At 65.1% G+C, this 17,380-nt stretch carries 20 protein-coding genes; 10 read left to right on the forward strand and 10 right to left on the reverse strand.

Annotated features, from left to right (window positions below; all coding sequences use genetic code 11):
• The gene (locus CSC73_RS03510) at nucleotides 1-1,254 is read left to right on the forward strand and encodes a TIGR03862 family flavoprotein (RefSeq protein ID WP_163839022.1); all 1,254 of its coding nucleotides are present in this window, start codon (nucleotides 1-3) and stop codon (nucleotides 1,252-1,254) included.
• Nucleotides 1,255-1,403: 149 nt separating this feature from the next.
• On the opposite strand, the gene CSC73_RS03515 is transcribed toward CSC73_RS03510, so the two are convergent.
• From CSC73_RS03515 to CSC73_RS03530, 4 genes are all read right to left on the reverse strand, one after another.
• Complete coding sequence (locus CSC73_RS03515; protein WP_143014527.1) at nucleotides 1,404-1,556, reverse strand: DUF4175 domain-containing protein; 153 nt, start codon at nucleotides 1,554-1,556, stop codon at nucleotides 1,404-1,406.
• Between the two features lie 31 nt (nucleotides 1,557-1,587).
• Entirely contained in the window at nucleotides 1,588-1,779 is a 192-nt protein-coding gene (locus tag CSC73_RS03520) for a hypothetical protein (protein ID WP_163839023.1), read from the reverse strand.
• A 24-nt stretch (nucleotides 1,780-1,803) separates the two neighbouring features.
• Complete coding sequence (locus CSC73_RS03525; protein ID WP_163839024.1) at nucleotides 1,804-2,313, reverse strand: DUF1993 domain-containing protein; 510 nt, start codon at nucleotides 2,311-2,313, stop codon at nucleotides 1,804-1,806.
• A 119-nt stretch (nucleotides 2,314-2,432) separates the two neighbouring features.
• Nucleotides 2,433-3,290 carry a PA4780 family RIO1-like protein kinase gene (locus tag CSC73_RS03530; protein WP_163839025.1) on the reverse strand — a complete coding sequence of 286 codons (858 nt, stop codon included), beginning with the start codon at nucleotides 3,288-3,290 and terminating at the stop codon, nucleotides 2,433-2,435.
• 117 nt (nucleotides 3,291-3,407) lie between these two features.
• Between CSC73_RS03530 and CSC73_RS03535 the strand changes: the two genes are divergently transcribed.
• Nucleotides 3,408-4,118, forward strand: a complete 711-nt coding sequence (locus tag CSC73_RS03535) for an rRNA pseudouridine synthase (protein ID WP_163839026.1) — start codon at nucleotides 3,408-3,410, stop codon at nucleotides 4,116-4,118.
• 342 nt (nucleotides 4,119-4,460) lie between these two features.
• Here the strand turns inward: CSC73_RS03535 and CSC73_RS03540 are convergent, their stop codons facing one another.
• A complete protein-coding gene (locus tag CSC73_RS03540) occupies nucleotides 4,461-4,805 on the reverse strand; it encodes a RidA family protein (protein ID WP_163839027.1) in 345 nt (114 codons plus the stop codon).
• A 178-nt stretch (nucleotides 4,806-4,983) separates the two neighbouring features.
• Between CSC73_RS03540 and CSC73_RS03545 the strand changes: the two genes are divergently transcribed.
• The 3 genes from CSC73_RS03545 to CSC73_RS03555 all read left to right on the forward strand — a co-directional run bounded on the left by CSC73_RS03545 (nucleotide 4,984) and on the right by CSC73_RS03555 (nucleotide 7,598).
• Nucleotides 4,984-6,399 carry a phospholipase D family protein gene (locus CSC73_RS03545; RefSeq protein ID WP_246197318.1) on the forward strand — a complete coding sequence of 472 codons (1,416 nt, stop codon included), beginning with the start codon at nucleotides 4,984-4,986 and terminating at the stop codon, nucleotides 6,397-6,399.
• A gap of 192 nt (nucleotides 6,400-6,591) precedes the next feature.
• Nucleotides 6,592-7,278, forward strand: a complete 687-nt coding sequence (locus CSC73_RS03550) for a class I SAM-dependent methyltransferase (protein ID WP_163839028.1) — start codon at nucleotides 6,592-6,594, stop codon at nucleotides 7,276-7,278.
• Nucleotides 7,275-7,598, forward strand: coding sequence for a YkgJ family cysteine cluster protein (locus CSC73_RS03555; protein ID WP_163839029.1), 324 nt, complete (start codon nucleotides 7,275-7,277; stop codon nucleotides 7,596-7,598). Before CSC73_RS03550 ends, CSC73_RS03555 begins: the two co-directional genes overlap by 4 nt.
• Nucleotides 7,599-7,679: 81 nt before the next feature.
• Here the strand turns inward: CSC73_RS03555 and CSC73_RS03560 are convergent, their stop codons facing one another.
• Nucleotides 7,680-7,844 (reverse strand): oxidoreductase-like domain-containing protein, encoded by a 165-nt coding sequence (locus CSC73_RS03560; RefSeq protein ID WP_163839030.1) that lies wholly within the window; start codon nucleotides 7,842-7,844, stop codon nucleotides 7,680-7,682.
• A 38-nt stretch (nucleotides 7,845-7,882) separates the two neighbouring features.
• On the opposite strand from CSC73_RS03560, the gene CSC73_RS03565 reads away from it, so the two are divergent.
• Nucleotides 7,883-8,386: a M48 family metallopeptidase gene (locus CSC73_RS03565; protein WP_163839031.1), complete on the forward strand. Its 504-nt coding sequence runs from the start codon at nucleotides 7,883-7,885 to the stop codon at nucleotides 8,384-8,386.
• On the opposite strand, the gene CSC73_RS03570 is transcribed toward CSC73_RS03565, so the two are convergent.
• The 3 genes from CSC73_RS03570 to CSC73_RS03580 all read right to left on the reverse strand — a co-directional run bounded on the left by CSC73_RS03570 (nucleotide 8,383) and on the right by CSC73_RS03580 (nucleotide 9,759).
• A complete protein-coding gene (locus tag CSC73_RS03570; protein WP_163839032.1) occupies nucleotides 8,383-8,997 on the reverse strand; it encodes an HD domain-containing protein in 615 nt (204 codons plus the stop codon). The two genes, CSC73_RS03565 and CSC73_RS03570, sit on opposite strands and share 4 nt — an antisense overlap.
• A gap of 64 nt (nucleotides 8,998-9,061) precedes the next feature.
• Nucleotides 9,062-9,400 carry a tRNA-binding protein gene (locus CSC73_RS03575; RefSeq protein ID WP_163839033.1) on the reverse strand — a complete coding sequence of 113 codons (339 nt, stop codon included), beginning with the start codon at nucleotides 9,398-9,400 and terminating at the stop codon, nucleotides 9,062-9,064.
• Nucleotides 9,401-9,429: 29 nt separating this feature from the next.
• Entirely contained in the window at nucleotides 9,430-9,759 is a 330-nt protein-coding gene (locus CSC73_RS03580; RefSeq protein WP_163839034.1) for a hypothetical protein, read from the reverse strand.
• A gap of 135 nt (nucleotides 9,760-9,894) precedes the next feature.
• Between CSC73_RS03580 and CSC73_RS03585 the strand changes: the two genes are divergently transcribed.
• The 4 genes from CSC73_RS03585 (at nucleotide 9,895) to CSC73_RS03600 (ending at nucleotide 16,638) form a co-directional block, all read left to right on the forward strand.
• Nucleotides 9,895-10,902: a cupin-like domain-containing protein gene (locus CSC73_RS03585; RefSeq protein WP_163839035.1), complete on the forward strand. Its 1,008-nt coding sequence runs from the start codon at nucleotides 9,895-9,897 to the stop codon at nucleotides 10,900-10,902.
• 292 nt (nucleotides 10,903-11,194) lie between these two features.
• On the forward strand, nucleotides 11,195-12,994 hold the full coding sequence (locus CSC73_RS03590; RefSeq protein WP_246197303.1) for a Calx-beta domain-containing protein: 1,800 nt from the start codon (nucleotides 11,195-11,197) through the stop codon (nucleotides 12,992-12,994).
• Between the two features lie 231 nt (nucleotides 12,995-13,225).
• Nucleotides 13,226-14,605 (forward strand): hypothetical protein, encoded by a 1,380-nt coding sequence (locus CSC73_RS03595; RefSeq protein WP_163839036.1) that lies wholly within the window; start codon nucleotides 13,226-13,228, stop codon nucleotides 14,603-14,605.
• A gap of 194 nt (nucleotides 14,606-14,799) precedes the next feature.
• A complete protein-coding gene (locus CSC73_RS03600; RefSeq protein ID WP_211840797.1) occupies nucleotides 14,800-16,638 on the forward strand; it encodes an extracellular catalytic domain type 1 short-chain-length polyhydroxyalkanoate depolymerase in 1,839 nt (612 codons plus the stop codon).
• A gap of 82 nt (nucleotides 16,639-16,720) precedes the next feature.
• Here the strand turns inward: CSC73_RS03600 and CSC73_RS03605 are convergent, their stop codons facing one another.
• Nucleotides 16,721-17,344, reverse strand: a complete 624-nt coding sequence (locus tag CSC73_RS03605) for a DUF6445 family protein (RefSeq protein WP_343042684.1) — start codon at nucleotides 17,342-17,344, stop codon at nucleotides 16,721-16,723.
• Nucleotides 17,345-17,380: the final 36 nt, after the last annotated feature.

The following is a 17,380-nucleotide window of genomic DNA, read 5'->3' on the forward strand; positions in this document are numbered from 1 at the left end:
ATGACCTCCCATTCCGCAGCATCTTCTCCACGCCTGGCAGTGATCGGCGGCGGCCCCGCCGGGTTGATGGCGGCAGAAGTCGCGCGCGCGGCGGGCCTTGAAGTGGATGTCTATGAAGCCAAGGGTTCGGTGGGGCGCAAATTCCTGATCGCCGGCAAGGGCGGATTGAACCTCACCCACTCCGAACCCCTGCCCGCCTTTATCCAACGCTTCCGCGAGCGCAGTAGCGAAGTCGGCGCCTGGCTGCGGGATTTCGACGCAGACGCGGCGCGCGAATGGGCGCGCGGACTGGGCGTGGAGACTTTCGTAGGCAGCTCAGGGCGCGTGTTTCCTTCCGACCTTAAAGCCGCACCGCTGTTGCGCGGATGGGTGCGGCGGCTGCGCGAAAGCGGTGTGCGCTTCCATGTGCATCATCGATGGTCGGGCTGGCATGGCGAGCAGCTGCGTTTCGATACGCCCGCGGGAGAAACAAGCCTTCGCGCGGACGCCGTGGTGCTCGCGCTAGGTGGCGGCAGTTGGCCGCAGCTGGGCTCCGATGGCACCTGGCAGGCACTGCTGGCCGAAAGCGGGGTCGATGTCGCGCCGTTGCAGCCGGCCAACTGCGGTTTCGATGTCGGCTGGAGCGAGCACCTGGCCGCGCGCCATGCCGGTGCGCCGCTGAAACCGGTGGTCGCCCATTGGCGCGATGCCGATGGCCGCGAACACGCACTGCAAGGCGAGTGCGTGATCAGCGCAGATGGCATCGAAGGCAGCCTGATTTATGCCCTGTCGGCCGAACTACGCCAGGCCATAGCCCGCAACGGCCACGCCACCCTGCAACTCGATCTGGCGCCAGGGCGCAGCCTGGAGCGCCTGCAGCAGGAATTGTCCAAGCCCCGCGGCCATCGCAGCGTCAGCGAACATCTGCGCCGCCACGCGGGCATCAGCGGAATCAAGGCGGCGTTGATCCACGAAATTCTGGACAAGACCCAACTGGATAATCCCGTGCTGCTTGCGCGCACGATCCATCGCCTGCCGCTGACCCTGAAACGCGCGCGTCCTCTGGCTGAAGCCATCAGCAGCGCCGGCGGCGTGCGCCTGGAAGCGATGAACGACCGACTGATGCTGAACGCATTGCCCGGAGTGTTCTGCGCAGGCGAAATGCTGGATTGGGAAGCGCCGACCGGCGGTTACTTGCTGACCGCTTGCCTGGCAAGCGGCCACCGCGCCGGCGAAGGCGCGGTGGCTTGGCTCAAGGCATCGATGCCCGCTTGAGATGCCTGCTCGATCTGGTCGTCCGCCATGGCCCGGCAAGGGGAGAGATCCCTGCCTGCGACGATCGCGGACGTGGCAACAGGATATCCAGCGCGGTGTTGAAATTCGGTTAGAACTCCGCGTCATTCTGATGACAGAAGAGCATGTGTTCAGAACGGAATCGGCAATCCCAACACAGGCGCCAGCAACCAGTAGGCGATGCCGAACACCAGCACCCACAGCAATAACTTGAGGGCGAAGCCGGCGACCTTGATCGCCAGGTAGATGCCGACCACGACCAGCACGATTCCGATCCAACTCATGCGTTTTCTCCGCGGCTGCGTTGTGTGAAGTTCATTTGCTCTTGATGCCGCGCTTGCGCGCCTGCGACGCCACGAACATATTGTCCACCAGGTTCGGATAAGCGCGGCCCGCCGCTTCGGCGCGTGCCTTGGCCTGTTCTATCTGTTCCGGCGTCAACTTGACGTGTCCGCCGGGTCCGGCCGGATTCTTGCGGTCCCACGGTTTTGCGGTGCGGCTGGTCATTGCTTGGATCCTTGTGCGGCGGGCTCAGTACGCGCCCATGTAGTCGCGCTTGCCCACTACCACGCCATTGTGGCGCAGCAGGTCGTAAGCTGTGGTGACATGGAAGAAGAACTGCGGCAGGCCGTAGTGCAGCAGGTAGGGCTGGCCTTCCATCCTGCGTTCCTTCGGCGTACCCGGGCGCAGCACGATCTCGCGCGAACCGGCGGCCGCGAATGCAGCCGGGTCCAGGCCGCCGATGAAATCCAGGCTGGCGCCGATCAGGCCGCGCAGATCGGCGAAGCTCTTGTTGTCGCCTTCGAGTACCGGCAGTTCCGCGCCTGCCAGGCGACCGGATACCCCGCGTGCGAAGTCGCAGGCCACCACCACCTGCTTGGCCAATGGGAACATGTCGGGGAACAGCCGCGCTTGCAGCAGAGCGTCAGCGTCGATCTTGTGTTCGACGGCGTGCGCCTCGGCTTTGGCCAACAACTGGTCGAGGCTGCCGAGCAGTTGCTGGAAAACGGGAACGGAAGCGGCGTGCATTGAAATAGTCATGGGATATCCAGGGTTGGAGAATATGTGGGGTTTTGTAGGAGCGGCGTAAGCCGCGATGAGGCCTTACCGGTAAGGCCTCATCGCGGCTTACGCCGCTCCTACAAAAGCATTAAAGGGGATCAATCCAGCTCGGCGGCGGCCTCGCGGCCCTGCTGGCGGATCAGCGCCTCCTCGCGGGCGTCGTTGATGGCGTCGCGCACGCCGTCCAGGTCCACGCTGCGCTCGTCGTGCACGAACTTGCCGGTCAGCGGCGTGTCCGCCAACAGATCGCCGGTTTCGAACAGCGCCCACATTTCCTCGCCGTACCAGCTGTCCAGCAGTTCCGGTGCGAACGCGCCCAGAGTGGCGGTCAGGTTGTTGACGTCGCGCAACAGCATCGCCCGTGCGGCGTTGTTGCCGCCGGCGCTGACCACCTGCGGGAAATCGATCACCACCGGACCTTCGGCGCCCACCAGCACGTTGTAGGCCGAAAGGTCGCCATGGATCAGGCCGATGCACAGCATCAGCTGCACCTGTTTGACCAGGAAAGCGTGGTATTCGCGGGCCTGACCGGGTTCGAGTTCAAGCTCGCCCAGGCGCGGCGCCGAGAAGCCATCGGCATCGGTGACCAGTTCCATCACCAGAACGCCATGGAAGTACCCGTACGGCTGCGGCACGCGCACGCCGGCCTCGACCAACTGGTAGAGGGCGTCGACCTCGGTGTTCTTCCAGGCCGTTTCCTGCTGCTTGCGCCCGTACTTGCTGGCCTTGCCGATGGCTCGCGCCTCGCGGCTGCCTCGCACTTTGCGGCCTTCCTGGTATTGCACGCGCTGTTTGAAGCTGCGCTGTGCCATGTCCTTGTAGACCTTGGCGCAGCGCACGTCGTCGCCGGACCGCACCACATAGACGGCCGCTTCCTTGCCGCTCTTCAGCGGGCGCATCACTTCGTCTATCACGCCGTCGTCGATCAGCGCTTGCAGGCCTTGCGGGGTCTTCATCCAGTGGGGCGGGTGGCAAAGGAAGCCCATTGTGCCTGCGCGGGGCCTTCATCGGGGTAAACCTTGCGTTGGCATGCCAGCGCTTACACTGCACACCCTACCCGTGCCTTGCCTTCCATGTCCGAACCCGTCCGCCTTGCCAAACGCGTCGCCGAACTCGCCGGTTGTTCCCGGCGCGAGGCCGACCAGTACATCCAGGGCGGCTGGGTGACCGTGGACGGCGAAGTGATCGACGCTCCCCAGCACCCCATCACCACGCAGACCGTGCTGATCGACCCTGAAGCGGATCTGGAAGCCGCCGAACCGGCGACTTTGCTGCTGCACAAGCCGGCCGGCGTCGAGTTCGAAGCAGCATCCAGACTGGCCACCCCCGCCAGCCACACCGAAGGCGACGATCCCGGCATCCGGGTGCTCAAGCGCCATTTCGTGCGCCTGACCCCGCTGATGCCGCTGGATGCCGAAGCCAGCGGCCTGGTCGTATTGAGCCAGGACGGGCGCGTCTGGCGGCGGCTGAGCGAGGACGCGGACATGATCGAACAGGAGTTCGTGGTGGAGGTGCAAGGCGAACTCGCGCCCTACGGCCTACCGCGTCTGTGCGACGGCATGCTCTACCTGGGCCGCGCCCTGCCCCGCGCCAAGGTCAGTTGGCAGAACGAGAACAACCTGCGCTTCGCGATCAAGGCGGTACGGCCCGGTCAACTGCGGCACATGTGCGCGCAGGTCGGCCTGGAAGTGCTGTCGATCCGCCGCCTGCGCATCGGCCGCATCGCTCTCAACAGGATGCCGGTAGGCGAGTGGCGTTACCTGCCTGTCGGCGAGCGCTTCTGACCGCCTGCTGTTCGATCCCCGCAGCGGCTTTTCCGGCGATTGACTAAGGCCGCCGGGCTGACAACACTACTCGCCGCACCGGCATGGTCGTTGCGGCCGCCGTTCTCCAACCAACGCAAACGAAGAAGAGGCCTGTATGAGCAAGGGTATGGACCAGAAGAAAAACGAGAAGAAGGCGCCGACCAAGACGCTGAAGGAAAAGCGCGCCGAGAAGCAGGAAAAGAAGAAGAACAAGTAAGCGCCCGCCCTTCTTCGTTGCAGAGCCGAGCTTGCTCGGCTGCTCTTCGCGGAAGAACCTAGGCAGCCGAGCAAGCTCGGCTCTACAACTTCAGACCGCCGCCGTTAGACCGCGGCGGTGATCACGACTTCGATCTTCCATCTGGGATTGGCCAGCGCGGCCTGCACGGTGGCGCGAGTGGGCGTATGGCCCGGCACCACCCATGCTTCCCAGACCTGGTTCATCGCTGCGAAATCGCCCAGGTCGGGCAGGAAAATCTGCGCATGCAGGATCTTGCTCTTGTCGCTGCCGGCCTGCGCCAGCAAACCGTCGATGGATTCCAGCACCTGCCGGGTCTGGCCCTGGATGTCGGCGCCGGCGTCTTCGGCAATCTGGCCGGCCAGGTAGACGGTGCCGTTGTGGATCGCCATTTCCGACAGGCGCGGACCTATTTCGAATCGCTGGATCATGGGGGTTTCCTCCGTGGCTCGATAAGGGTCCATCCTACGGGAAGTGCCCGCCATCCCGTAACATCCGTTCATCCACGCAAACGATTTCCATGGGGTGAATAGTTTGGACGGAACCAAGGCTTCCTCTCATGGGACCGCAAAGGGGCATCTCCGGCGCGCATGCAAGCGCCTGTTGCTGGTGCTGTTGGCCTGTTATCTGATCTCAGCCGCCTGGCAGGCCTACAAACCGCTGCCCGCCGGCATCGGACGGAATTTTCCCATCGCCTCTTCCGGCGATACGGCATTGCTGACCGACATCACTTATGTCGATGCGGCCGGCGCGCGCTACAGCGATCAGCAGGTGTTCGATGAAATCCTGCGCCTGATCGGGCAGGCGCAACGCGTGGTCGTGGTGGACATGTTCCTGTTCAACGACTTCACCGGCGCCGATGCCGCACCCAGCCTGCGCCCGCTGAGCGCGCAACTGACCCAGGCGCTGGTCGAACGCAAACGGGCGGTGCCCGGCTTGCAGGTCGTCATGATCACCGACCCCATCAACACGCTGTATGGCGGAATGACCTCCAAGCACCTGGACGCGTTGCGCGCGGCTGGCATAGAAACGGTGGTCACCGATCTGACCCGGATCCGTGCGCCCAACCCCGCGTGGTCCGGACTCTGGCAGCTGTGCTGCCGATGGCTTGGGAACAGCGACCGCGGCGGCTCGCTGCCCAGCCCGTTCGGCCAGGGCAAGGCGACGCTGCGCAGCTATCTGGCCTTGCTCAATCTCAATGCCAACCACCGCAAGACCCTGGTGGTGGATTCCGGCGGCGATTGGGTGGGATTGGTGGCCAGCGCGAATCCACACGATGGCAGCAGCGCGCATGGCAACGTGGCGTTGCGGTTCCGCGGTCCGGCCGCATTGGACCTGCTGCAAAGCGAACGCGCGGTGGTGGAGATGTCCGGCGCCGCCTGGCCGCGATCGCTGGTTTCGATCGCGCCTTCCGCCCGCCCCGCCGGCACTGCCGACGGCACCCAGGTGCAGATCCTCACCGAAGGACGCATCCGCGATGCGTTGCTCGCCAGCATCGCCAGCGCCAAGCCGGGCGACCGGCTGGATATCGCGGTGTTCTATTTTTCTCACCGTGGATTGCTGAAGGCGGTAGCGGCGGCGCAACGGCGTGGCGTGAAGCTGCGCGTGTTGCTGGACCCCAACGAGGACGCTTTCGGCAGGAAGAAGAACGGCATTCCCAATCGCCAGGCGGCGCTGGAACTGCACCGGGCCGGAGTGCCCATACGCTGGTGCGACACCCATGGCGAACAATGCCACGCCAAATTCCTGCTGAAACGCAGCGCCGCCGGCAAAGCGGAATTGATCGTGGGTTCGGCCAACTACACCAGGCGCAATCTGGACGACTACAACCTGGAAAGCAGCGCGCGCGTGCTGGCAGCCGCCGATACCGCCGTGATGGGCCGGGCGGCCTCCTATTTCGAGCAGAGTTGGAGCAATACCGAAGGCCGCCGGATCAGTCTGCCCTACGCCCGCTATGCCGACGATTCGCGTCTGCGCTACTGGCGTTACCGGTTTACCGAGGCCACGGGCCTGTCCAGCTTCTGAAACGCTCCGCCCAGGCCCGCGGACGCCATTTGCAGGCAGGGCGGCCAGCTTCAGGAAGTCTGGCGTAGGATGCCGGGGTTGCATGCTTGCTCGCGCGTCTCGCCCGGCCGTACTCCAGTCGCCCGCTTCGCTCCTTTCCCCCGCGTCTCGCCCGTTGTCGGGAACACTCGAGACGCCATTGCCGGAGCGCCCATGCCGGGCTACGCCACCCGTTTGCTCACCGTCCGTCTGGGCGGCCACGACTACCGCATCCGTGCGCTCAGCGATCTGCAGCAGTTCGCCGATCCCACCGGCCAGGCGCATCGTGCGGGCATCTCTTCGTCGCTGTGGAGCCTGTTCGGGCAGGTCTGGCCTTCGGGCCGGGTGCTGGCCGAGGCCATGAGCAGCTTCGACATCGCAGACAAGCGCATCCTGGAACTGGGCTGCGGCCTGGGCCTGTCCAGTCTGGTGCTGGCCAAACGCGGCGCCGACGTGGTGGCCAGCGATCACCATCCGCTGGCCGAATCCTTCCTGGCCTACAACGCCGGGCTCAACAATCTGCCTGCAGTGAGCTACCGCGACCTGCCCTGGTCGGTGCCGGACGCGACCCTTGGCAGCTTCGACCTGATCATCGGCAGCGACATCCTGTACGAACGCGATCACGCCGCGCAGGTCGCGGCGATGATGCTGCGCCACGCCAATGCCGACGCCGAATTGCTGGTCACCGATCCCGGCCGCGGCAACAGCGGGCCCTTCACCCGCGCCATGGCCGAACAGGGATACGAAGTCACCGAGCGCCGCAGCCGTTTCAACGAAAAGGACATCGAGCCCTTCCGCGGCCGCCTGCTCAGCTACCGCCGCGGCAGTCCGAAAACCAACCCCGCACCGGCGCTGCCATGAGCGGCATTCCCCTACGCCTGCACAACGGCATCGACGCCTCGGTGTCGTGCAGCCGTTGCGATGCGGTCTGTTGCAGGCTGACCGTGGTGGTCATGCCGGAGGACCAGGTGCCACGCCACCTGGTGGATCGCAACGAGCACGGGGTGGAAGTCATGGCCCACGGCGAGGACGGATGGTGCGTGGCGATCGACCCGCTGCGCATGTGCTGCAGCATCTACGACCAGCGCCCGGGAATCTGCCGCAAGTTCGCCATGGGCAGCGAGTACTGCGTGGATGAACGCAGGATCTACCGCAACCGCTACGACCATCCGCCCACATAGAGATTCCGTAGGAGCGACGCGAGTCGCGATGAAGCTCTACCGGTAATGCCCCATCGCGACTCGCGTCGCTCCTACGCTCTGCTACGCGTCCCCATGGCGCGCTTTCCAGGCGGCCAGCGCTTGTTCGTAGCGCTCCAATGCGTTTTCGTAGGCGTCGTAAACGCAGGTCACGCAGCCCCCGCCGCAGCAATCGCCAGGGTCGGGTTTGACGGGAGGCTGCGGCGGCGGATCGTCGTTCGGCTGCATAGGCTTACTGTAACGCCGGGAACCGGTATGGTTGCGCCATGCAAGCGCTCAAATACCTCGCCGGATATCCCGAAGACCTGCAGATGCGGGTACGCACGCTGATCGAGCAGGACCGGCTGGGTGCGGTGCTCGCCGACAAGTACGGTCAGAAACATGCCGTGCGCAACGACCGTCAGCTGTACGAATACACCCTGGAAATGAAGGACCGCTACCTGCGCAAGGCCGAGCCGCTCAACAAGGTCGTCTACGACAACAAGCTGCAGGTCGTGAAGCATGCGCTGGGCACGCATACCACCGTATCGCGCGTGCAAGGCAGCCGCTTGAAAGCCAGCCGCGAGATCCGCATCGCCACCGTTTTCCGCGACGCCCCGGCGGATTTCCTGAAGATGATCGTGGCCCACGAACTGGCGCACCTGAAGGAAAGCGACCACAACAAGCCGTTCTATCAGCTATGCGCGCACATGGCGCCGGACTACCACCAGTTGGAATTCGATCTGCGCCTGTACCTGACCCACCTCGATTGCGGCGGCAGCCCCGCCTAACGGTCGATCGCGCGCCGCAGGTTCGCTCGCGCCGCGGCGTCGTAACGCTGATGGAACCAGTCGCTCAGGTAGATGCGTTCGCGGGCAAGCAATCCCTTCAGGAATCGTTTGCGGTTGAGCCTGAACAGGAATCCCGGCACATGGCCCCGGTATTCCTCCGCGATGCCGGCGTCGTACGCATCGAACACGCCCGCTTCCGCGCCCAGGATCGCCATGTCGCAATCGAGGAAATGGCGCGTATCCAGCGAAAAACCGTCGTCGCCGAAATCCGCCGGCGAGAACTGGCCGTGGCGTGCGGTGAGATCGATCAACTCCGCGACGCGCAGCGTGTCGACCCCGTGTTGCGGCAGCCATTGCGCGATCTGCGCCATCGCCAGATCGGCCGAACGCGTTTCGTTGTCCTTGCGCCCGGCTTCGTAAACGGCGTCGTGGTACAGCACCGCAAGATAGACCTCGGCAGGTTGCGCCCAGCCCGGTCCCGCGGTCACCTCGGCGAAACGGTGCAGCACTTCCTGCACATGTCCGAAGTTGTGGTACGCGCGCGGCGGCGTGGCGTACGCCGCTTCCAGCTCGGACAGCATCGATGTGGGCAGCGTCAGTGGCGCGGACATTTTTTCGGCTCCAGCCAGGACTTATGCGGACACTATATCGCCAGCGGCGCCCGTCGCCTTGCGATCACAACAGCTTGGCACCCAGCGGCACTTCCCGCTCGGGAACGCACAAAGCGACATTCCCTTCGGCATCGTGGAAACCGGTCACCAGACATTCGGACATCAGCGGACCGATCTGCTTGGCCGGAAAATTGACCACCGCCACCACCTGTCTGCCAATCAGCTGTTCTGGCGTGTAAAGCGCGGTGATCTGCGCGCTGGATTTGCGAATGCCCAGCGCTTCGCCGAAATCTATCCGCAGCACATACGCAGGCTTGCGCGCTTCCGGGAAAGGGTCGGCGGCGATGATCCGCCCGACCCGCAGCTCGACTTTCTCGAAATCGCCCCAGGAAACAGTCTGCATCGCAAGATTCCTTCCGCGCCGGTCCTCGCTCATTCCACGAAGAACGCGGTGATATCGAAATGCAAATCCACCCGTGAACCGCTGGCCAGTTTCAGCGTGATCACGTCGTAATGCGGCGGACCGACCACCCTGCCCTTCGATTCGACTACCGCACCGGGATAGTGAATGCGTATCCATTCCTGTTCGGCTGCCATGCCTTCATCGACGCTGCCTACGCCGGCGATCACGACGGCTTTCTTGAGCGTGAGCCCATCGCCGCCGGAATAGCGGACGGATGGGGCGGCGGCCTGCGCCAGTGCCGGACACGGGCCGGCCGTCGTCAGCAATAGCAGGCAGGAAACCAAAACGAAACCACGCATACGAAATCCTCAGCCGGAATTGTCGGCGTATTTGCGGTGCCCTCGGCCCTGGCACCAAGGGCATTGTCGTCCAAGCGGCCACGCATTGCATCGGGCGCGCTAGGATTCGCTGATCCGCTTCCACTGGACCGGCGCATGCCTTCCGCAATCGAAGAATCCCACGTCGGCGACCGCGCTTTCACCCAAGCCGACCTGGCCGACCGCGAACTACCGCTGGTGATCCGCGGATTGTGCCGTGACTGGCCGGTGGTCGCGGCGGCGCGCGAATCCGACACCTCTTTCGCCCACTACCTGGCCGGCTTCGACAATGGCGCCGAGGTCGACACGCTGTTGATGGCGCCCGAAGAGGACGGGGTCATCGGCTACAACCCGCAGATGGATGGCTTCAACTACCGGCACTTCCGCGTGCCGGTCACCGAAGCCTTGCGGCGTCTGGCTGCCTACAGCCGCCATGACGGCGTCACTTCGGGGGTAGCGCTGCAGAGTGCGCCGGTCTCCGCCTGCCTGCCGGGTTTCCGTCAGGAACACCCGCTGCCGCAACTGCAGGCGGCGATCGAGCCGCGCCTGTGGATCGGCAACCGGGTCACCACGCCCGCGCATTTCGATGCCTCCCACAACCTGGCCGTAGTGGTCTGCGGCCGCCGGCGCTTCACCCTGTTCGCGCCGGAACAGGTAGGCGATCTCTACATCGGTCCGCTGGATTTCGCCCCGACCGGGGCCGCCATCAGCATGGCGCGGCTGGACCGTCCGGACGACCCGCGCTTTCCGCGATTGCGCCAGGCGCTGGCGCAATCGCTGGTGTCGGAGCTGGAGCCGGGCGACGCGATCTATATCCCGCCGCTGTGGTGGCACCACGTCGCCTCGCTGGAACGATTGAACGCGTTGGTGAACTACTGGTGGAAACCGGCCATTGGGCAAGGGGTGGTGCCGGAATCCGGGCTGGGTGCGTTGATGCACGCCATCCTCGCGCTGAAATCGTTGCCACGCAGCGAACGCAAGGCCTGGAAGCATCTGTTCGATCACTACGTATTCGACGACCACGACCCTGCCGCTCACATCCCGGCGGAACGGCGCAATTTGCTGGGCAGGCTGACGCCGGCGCTGGTGGAGCAGATCAAAGGGAAAATCCGCTCGTATCTGTAGCGGAATCCATCGGCCGAGTCTGGATCCGGCCGCATTCCCGGCCCGGATGGCGCGCCCGCACTGGCCGATAAGCGGGCGATCCCTTGGCGTTCACCTCGCATTTAGCGCTTTATGTGGCCTACGTCTCGCATAGCGCCAATTCAGCTAGAAAACCGCTGCGGCTGCGTTTGACTCCCCTTGGCCCGGCCCCGACCATCGCCGGGCCCTGTAGTCGATGAAGTAGATGCGCATGCGCCGTTCGTGGTTGTGCCGATGGCTTGTCTCCCCCCTATTGCTCCTCGCCGTTCTCCCCGTGGCCTTCGGCCAATCCTGCCCCGCCACCGTCCCGGTACAGGGCGCGCCGGTGGCCGCGCCGGTATTTCCCGCCGACAACTGGTGGAATACGGACATCAGTGCGGCGCCGGTCGATGCGTCCTCGGCCAGCTACATTTCCTTCATCGGCGCCACCCGCGCGCTGCACCCCGACTTTGGAGGCGAAGAGTCGCCCGGCAGCACCAACATCTATGGCTTTCCCTACGCTGTCGTCGATGGCTCGCAGCCCAAGCAGACCGTCACCTTCGACTACGACGATGAAAGCGACGGCAATGGCGTGGCGTTCTACCCCATTCCCGCCCAGGCCATCAGCCAGGTCCACTGGGTGGAAGGCGGCGCGCCCGGCAACGTCGATCAGCGCGGCAGTTCCGACCGCCACCTGCTGATGATCGATTGCACCAACCGGCATCTCTACGAGCTCTACAACGTCTACTACAACGCCTCGCAGAATCGCTGGTACGCCGGTTCTGGCGCGTTCTTCGATTTGAACACCAATGGCCGCCGCCCGGAAGGCTGGACTTCGGCAGACGCCTCGGGCCTTGCGATCTTCCCGGGCCTGGTGCGCTACGACGAAGCGGCCAATGCGGCCGTACCGGAAATTACCCATGCCCTGCGCGTCACGCTGCGCGCCAGCAACGGCCATGTGTACCCGGCCTCGCATAGTGCCGGCAGCACTTCCGGCGCGCTGCCCATGGGCGCGCGCCTGCGCCTGAAAACCAATGTCGGCGGCGCGGATCCGGCATTGCGCACTACCGATCCGATATCGCGCAAGATCTTCCGCGCCATGCAGAAGTACGGCCTGATCATGGTCGACAACGGGTCGGACCTGTACATCTCGGGCACTTTCGATGTGCGCTGGAACAACGGCACGCTCAATCCCGCGTTCGCCACCCTCAAGGCCAGCGATTTCGAGGTGATCCAGCTGGGCTGGAAACCGACCGTGGTCACCGCTGCGCTCAGTGCGGTCAGCGCCTCGCCCAACCCGGTGACCGGCGGCCAGGCGGCCACCGGCACGGTCACGCTCACATCCGCTGCGCCCAGCGGCGGTGCGCAGATCGCGTTGAGCAGCGCCAGCAGCGCCTTCTCCGTGCCGGCCAGCGTCACCGTGGCGCAGGGCGCCAGCAGCGCCACGTTCCCGATCGCCACGGCCGCCTCGGACACTACGGCCTCCGGCACCTTGTCGGCGACCTATGCGGGCATCACCCGCACCAGCACCGTTACCGTGAATGCCGCGCCGCTGAGTCTTGCCATCGGCGACGCATCGGTGACCGAAGGCGCCAGCGGCACCGTGGCGATGACCTTCACGGTCAGCCTGACGCGCGCGTCCACCGCCGCCGTGAGCTACAACATCGCCACCGCCAACGGCACGGCCACGGCGGGCAGCGATTACGCGGCCCGTTCGCTGGCCGGCGAAACCATCGCCGCCGGGCAGACCAGCCGGACCTTCACGGTCACGGTCAACGGCGATGCGGAACGCGAACCGAGCGAGACTTTCACTGTCAATCTCAGCGGCGCGACCGGCGCCACGCTGGCCGATGGCCAGGCTACCGGCACCATCGTTTCCGATGATGCACGAGTCATGTCCAGTCCGCTTCCCGCTCGTCCGGGCACCGGCAACGCCGCGCAGAGTTCGCCGTCGTCGGTCGGCGCCGTGCAGCAACCCGTGTCTGCCAGCACCAACGCCTGCCTGCTGCGTGGCGGCGCCCTGCGCTGCGTGCAGCAGTTGCAGTCGCGTTGGCTGCAGGCATGGAATCGACTGCGCACGCTGCTGACGCCGTAGTCGCTGCGCACCAGGCGAACGTTGCCTGGCGGTCGTGGCACGAGTCTTCGTTGACACCTATGGCGCATGGCGAGGGCAAAACGCGCTGTTCCAAATTGGATTCCAATCTGTAATCGGTTACGCCTTCTGCCGGCTAAACGGCGCCGGACGGCCTCAGAATCCATTCATAGCGTCGGCCGCCAACTACGCACAGGCCAACTACACCGTTGGTAGTCCGAACAGGAAACCGACATGAAACTCTCTCCCCGCCAACAGACGCTTTGGTCCGTTGCGCTAGGCTCTGCCCTCGCCCTCGGCATGGGTGCGGCCGCCACCGCGCAGGATCGAAACGACCGCGACCGCGAAGACAAAGAACAGAGCGACAACAAGGCCCGCGCCGACCAGCGCCGCCAGCAGGCCGAAGCACGCCAGGAGCAGGCCCGCCAGCAACAGGCCCAGCGTCAGGGCGAACGCCAGCAGATGGAGCGTCGCAACGACGATGCCCAGCGTCAGCAGATGGAAGCGCGCCAGAACGCCGCCCGCCAGCAGCTGGAACGCCGCAACGACATCCAACGCGAACAGGCTGCTCGCCAGCAGGCCGCGCGCCAAGGCGAGCGTCAGCAATTAGAGCGCCGCAACGAAGATCAACAGCGCGCCTTGCGCCAGCAGAACGAAGCCCGCCAGAACGCCCAGCGCCAACAGGCCGCGCGCCAAGGCGAGCGTCAGCAATGGGAGCGCCGCAACGAAGACCAACAGCGCGCCTTGCGCCAGCAGAACGAGGCCCGCCAGAACGCCCAGCGCGAACAGCTGCAGCGCCAGCAGGACGCGCGCCGAGACGAACGCATCCGCGAACAGCGGCGCGATGGCGACCTGCGCCAACAAGCCGTCCGCGACGACGCTGCCCGTCAACAGCTACAGCGCCAGGCCTCCGGCCAGCCTGCACGCGTCATGGGCGGCAACCAGCCGGGCCGACGCGACGAACGACACGACTACGACCGCCGCAACGAGCAGAACCGCCTGAGCCGTGAAGTGCAGGAGCGCCGCATCCGCGAGGAGCGCCAGCGCGCCGAACGCTTCCGGCAGCAGGAACGCCAGCGCTACAGCAACCGCAACGATTGGGAACAGCGCTACGCCCGCCAACTGCGCGAACAGCGCCGCAACTCGCAGTACCGCTACCAGCAGCAGTATTACGACCGCCTGCGCCAACAGCAGATCCGCTTCAGCTCGCGCAACTACAACTACTACAACGACCCGTACTACTACACCCCGGCCAGCTATCGCTATTCCTACGGCGGCCGCTGGTACGAAACCAACCGCTATGGCGGCGACCTGCTGCGCCAGGCCGTGAACTACGGTTACCGGGAAGGCCTCAACGCCGGTCGCGCCGATCGTATGGACGGCTGGCGCAGCGACTACCGCAACAGCTATGCCTATGAAGATGCCAATTATGGTTACAACGGCTATTACATCGACCAGAGCCAATACAACTACTACTTCCGCCAGGGCTTCCAACGCGGCTACGAAGACGGTTACTACGGCCGCTATCGCTACGGCCATCGCGGCAGCGACGGCAGCTACGCCATTCTGGCCGGCATCCTGGCGGTGATCGTGGGGCTGCAACTGATCGATTGATAGGCGGCACGAATCCGGAAAATGGGAAACGCCCGGCGAATGCCGGGCGTTTTTTCGCATGAGCGATGGATACGCGGGTCGATGCACGGCGCATACGGCGATGGTGCACCGCAGCTTGCCCTTTTGGACAATGGCGACGCCTGCGGGTGCATGCGCTACTGCGCCCTGCCCGTCGTCCACAAGGAACCGAACGCATGTCCGTCCTGTCCGACTGCATACCGCTTCTTTCGCGCCGCACCCCGCGTACCAGCATGCTGCGCTGGCTGACCCTGGCTTCCCTGGCGATGACGGGACTGCTGTGCCTGCCTGCCTTCGCCCAGACCGAAGTCACCGGCTTCGGCAGCAATCCCGGCAATCTGCGCATGTTCAAGTACGTGCCGCCAGGCCTGCCCGCCAATGCGCCGCTGGTGGTGGCGATGCACGGCTGTTCGCAAAGCGCGGCCAGCTACGACGCGGAAACCGGCTGGCAAATGCTGGCGCAGCGGTGGCAGTTCGCGTTGCTGCTGCCGCAGCAGCAGAGTTCCAACAATTCCAGCACCTGCTTCAACTGGTTCGAGGCCGGCGACACCGCGCGCGGATCGGGCGAGGCGCTGTCGATCAAGCAGATGGTCGACCGCATGCAGGCCGATCACGGCAGCGATCCGGCGCGCGTCTACGTCACCGGGCTTTCGGCCGGCGGCGCGATGACCGCGGTGATGCTGGCCGCGTATCCCGAAGTCTTCGCAGGCGGCGCCATCGTCGCCGGCCTGCCTTACCGTTGCGCCACCAGCCAGTCGGCCGCTTTCAGCTGCATGAATCCCGGCACCGACCTCACACCGGCGCAGTGGGGCGACAAAGTGCGCGCGGCCAGCAGCCACACCGGTGCCTGGCCTGTCGTCTCGATCTGGCACGGCGACAGCGACTACGTGGTGCGTCCGGCCAACCTGACCGAAAGCATGCAGCAGTGGACCAACGTGCACGGCATCGACCAGACCGCGGACGTCAGCGACACCGTGGGCGGATTTCCGCACAAGGTGTACAAAGATGCGGACGGTACGCCGCGCGTGGAGACCTACACCATCACCGGCATGGGCCACGGGACGCCGGTCGATCCGGGCACCGGCGAAACCCAGTGCGGTACCGCGGGCGCCTACATCCTCGACGTGAACCTGTGCTCCAGTTACTACATCGGCCACTTCTGGAGTCTGGACAACCTGGATGGCAACGCGCCCACCGTCAGCCTTACCGCGCCTGCGAACGGGGCCAGCGTCAGCGGCACGGTCACGGTCAGCGCAACGGCCAGCGACGACATCGGCGTGGACCGCGTGGAATTCCTGCTTGACGGCACGCTGTTGGGCAGCGACGCCAGCGCGCCGTACTCGATCAGCTGGAACTCGGCCACCGCCAGTACCGGCAATCACACGCTGCAGGCGCGCGCCTTCGACCTGGTGGACAACGTGGGCACATCGGCCACGGTTGCGGTGAACGTGCTGGAAGGCTCCGGCGGCGGTACGCCGCTGCTGGCGGAGTTCTCCAACGAAGACTCCAACGACGGCTACGTGAAGGCCAATGCCGACGGCAGCGCACCGGCGGTGGGCACGCTGGAAGCCTATTCCGGGCTCGCCCTGGGACGCGGTACCGACGGCAAGTTCAACCGCAGCCTGCTGTCGTTCGACACTTCCTCGCTGCCCGATGGCGCGACTGTCGTGTCGGCCACGGTCACGGTGGCGTATCGCAGCGCTTCGGGAAATCCGTGGGGCAACCCCGCCGGCAACACGCTGGTGGTGGACGTGAACAACGGCTGTTTCGGCGCATGCGTCATCGAGACGGGCGACTACGCAGCGGCCGCCAGCGCGAGCGCGGTGGCGCAGCTGCTGAGCTTCAGCGGCGGCAGCCAGACCAGCAACGCGTTCGCCAGCGCCGGCCTGTCGGCGATCAACCGTGGCGGCCGCACCCAGCTGCGCCTGCGCTTCAGTGGCAATCCCACATCCACCAACTACTTGTGGATAGACAAGGGCGCCACCGCGAAACTGCGCGTGGAGTACCTGCCGTAACGGGCTTGTTGTCGATCGCGGCGCGACGATGGAAACGAAAACGCCCGGCGCTGCCGGGCGTTTCTCATGCGCGTGCTTGGCCTCAGCGCTGGGAAGAGGCGAAGAACATCAGATAGACCAGTCGCCCGTTTTCCAGGGTGTCGCCGAAGTTCGCGCCTGCCGTATGCCACAGCCACGGGCGCAGCAGCAGCAGGCGGTTGAAGCGCATGGGCACGCACTGGGTCATTTCCCACTTCGAGTCGTCGGTGCCGTCTCTCTCCAGGATCTCATCCACCATGCCCTTGGCGGACGAGTACCCGAGCGCCGCCGCTTCGCGATCGTCGTACGGCGCCCGATCGGTGTTGGTGGCACGGTGACGGAAGAATTCGGTGCCGCCCTGGCAGTCCTGGGGACGGCTGAGATACAGGATGCCCGACCAGTGAGCGGCATCCACATGCACTTTCGCCTTGCCCTTGTCCGCAGCCAGGGTGATGCGGCTTTTGGCATGCGCCTGCGGCGGCGGCATCGCTTCCAGCGGTTCGCCCACCAGCCGGGAAACCTGTTGCGCGAGTCCTTCTATGTTGATCCGCTCCACCGAATTGCGGCCGGGAAACATGCCCTCTTGCGGCGGATAGGTCAGCCGCAGCGAGGCTTCCCGCAAGGCTTGCGCGTTGTCCAGGAAGTCGTCGACGATGATCATAGAGGTAGGCATGCCGGCCAGCCTAATCGTTCGCCACCGTTTCCTTCAACCGCAGGCGCGCGG

It is taken from the genome of Pseudoxanthomonas sacheonensis (assembly GCF_010093305.1).
Classification (GTDB): domain Bacteria; phylum Pseudomonadota; class Gammaproteobacteria; order Xanthomonadales; family Xanthomonadaceae; genus Pseudoxanthomonas_A; species Pseudoxanthomonas_A sacheonensis.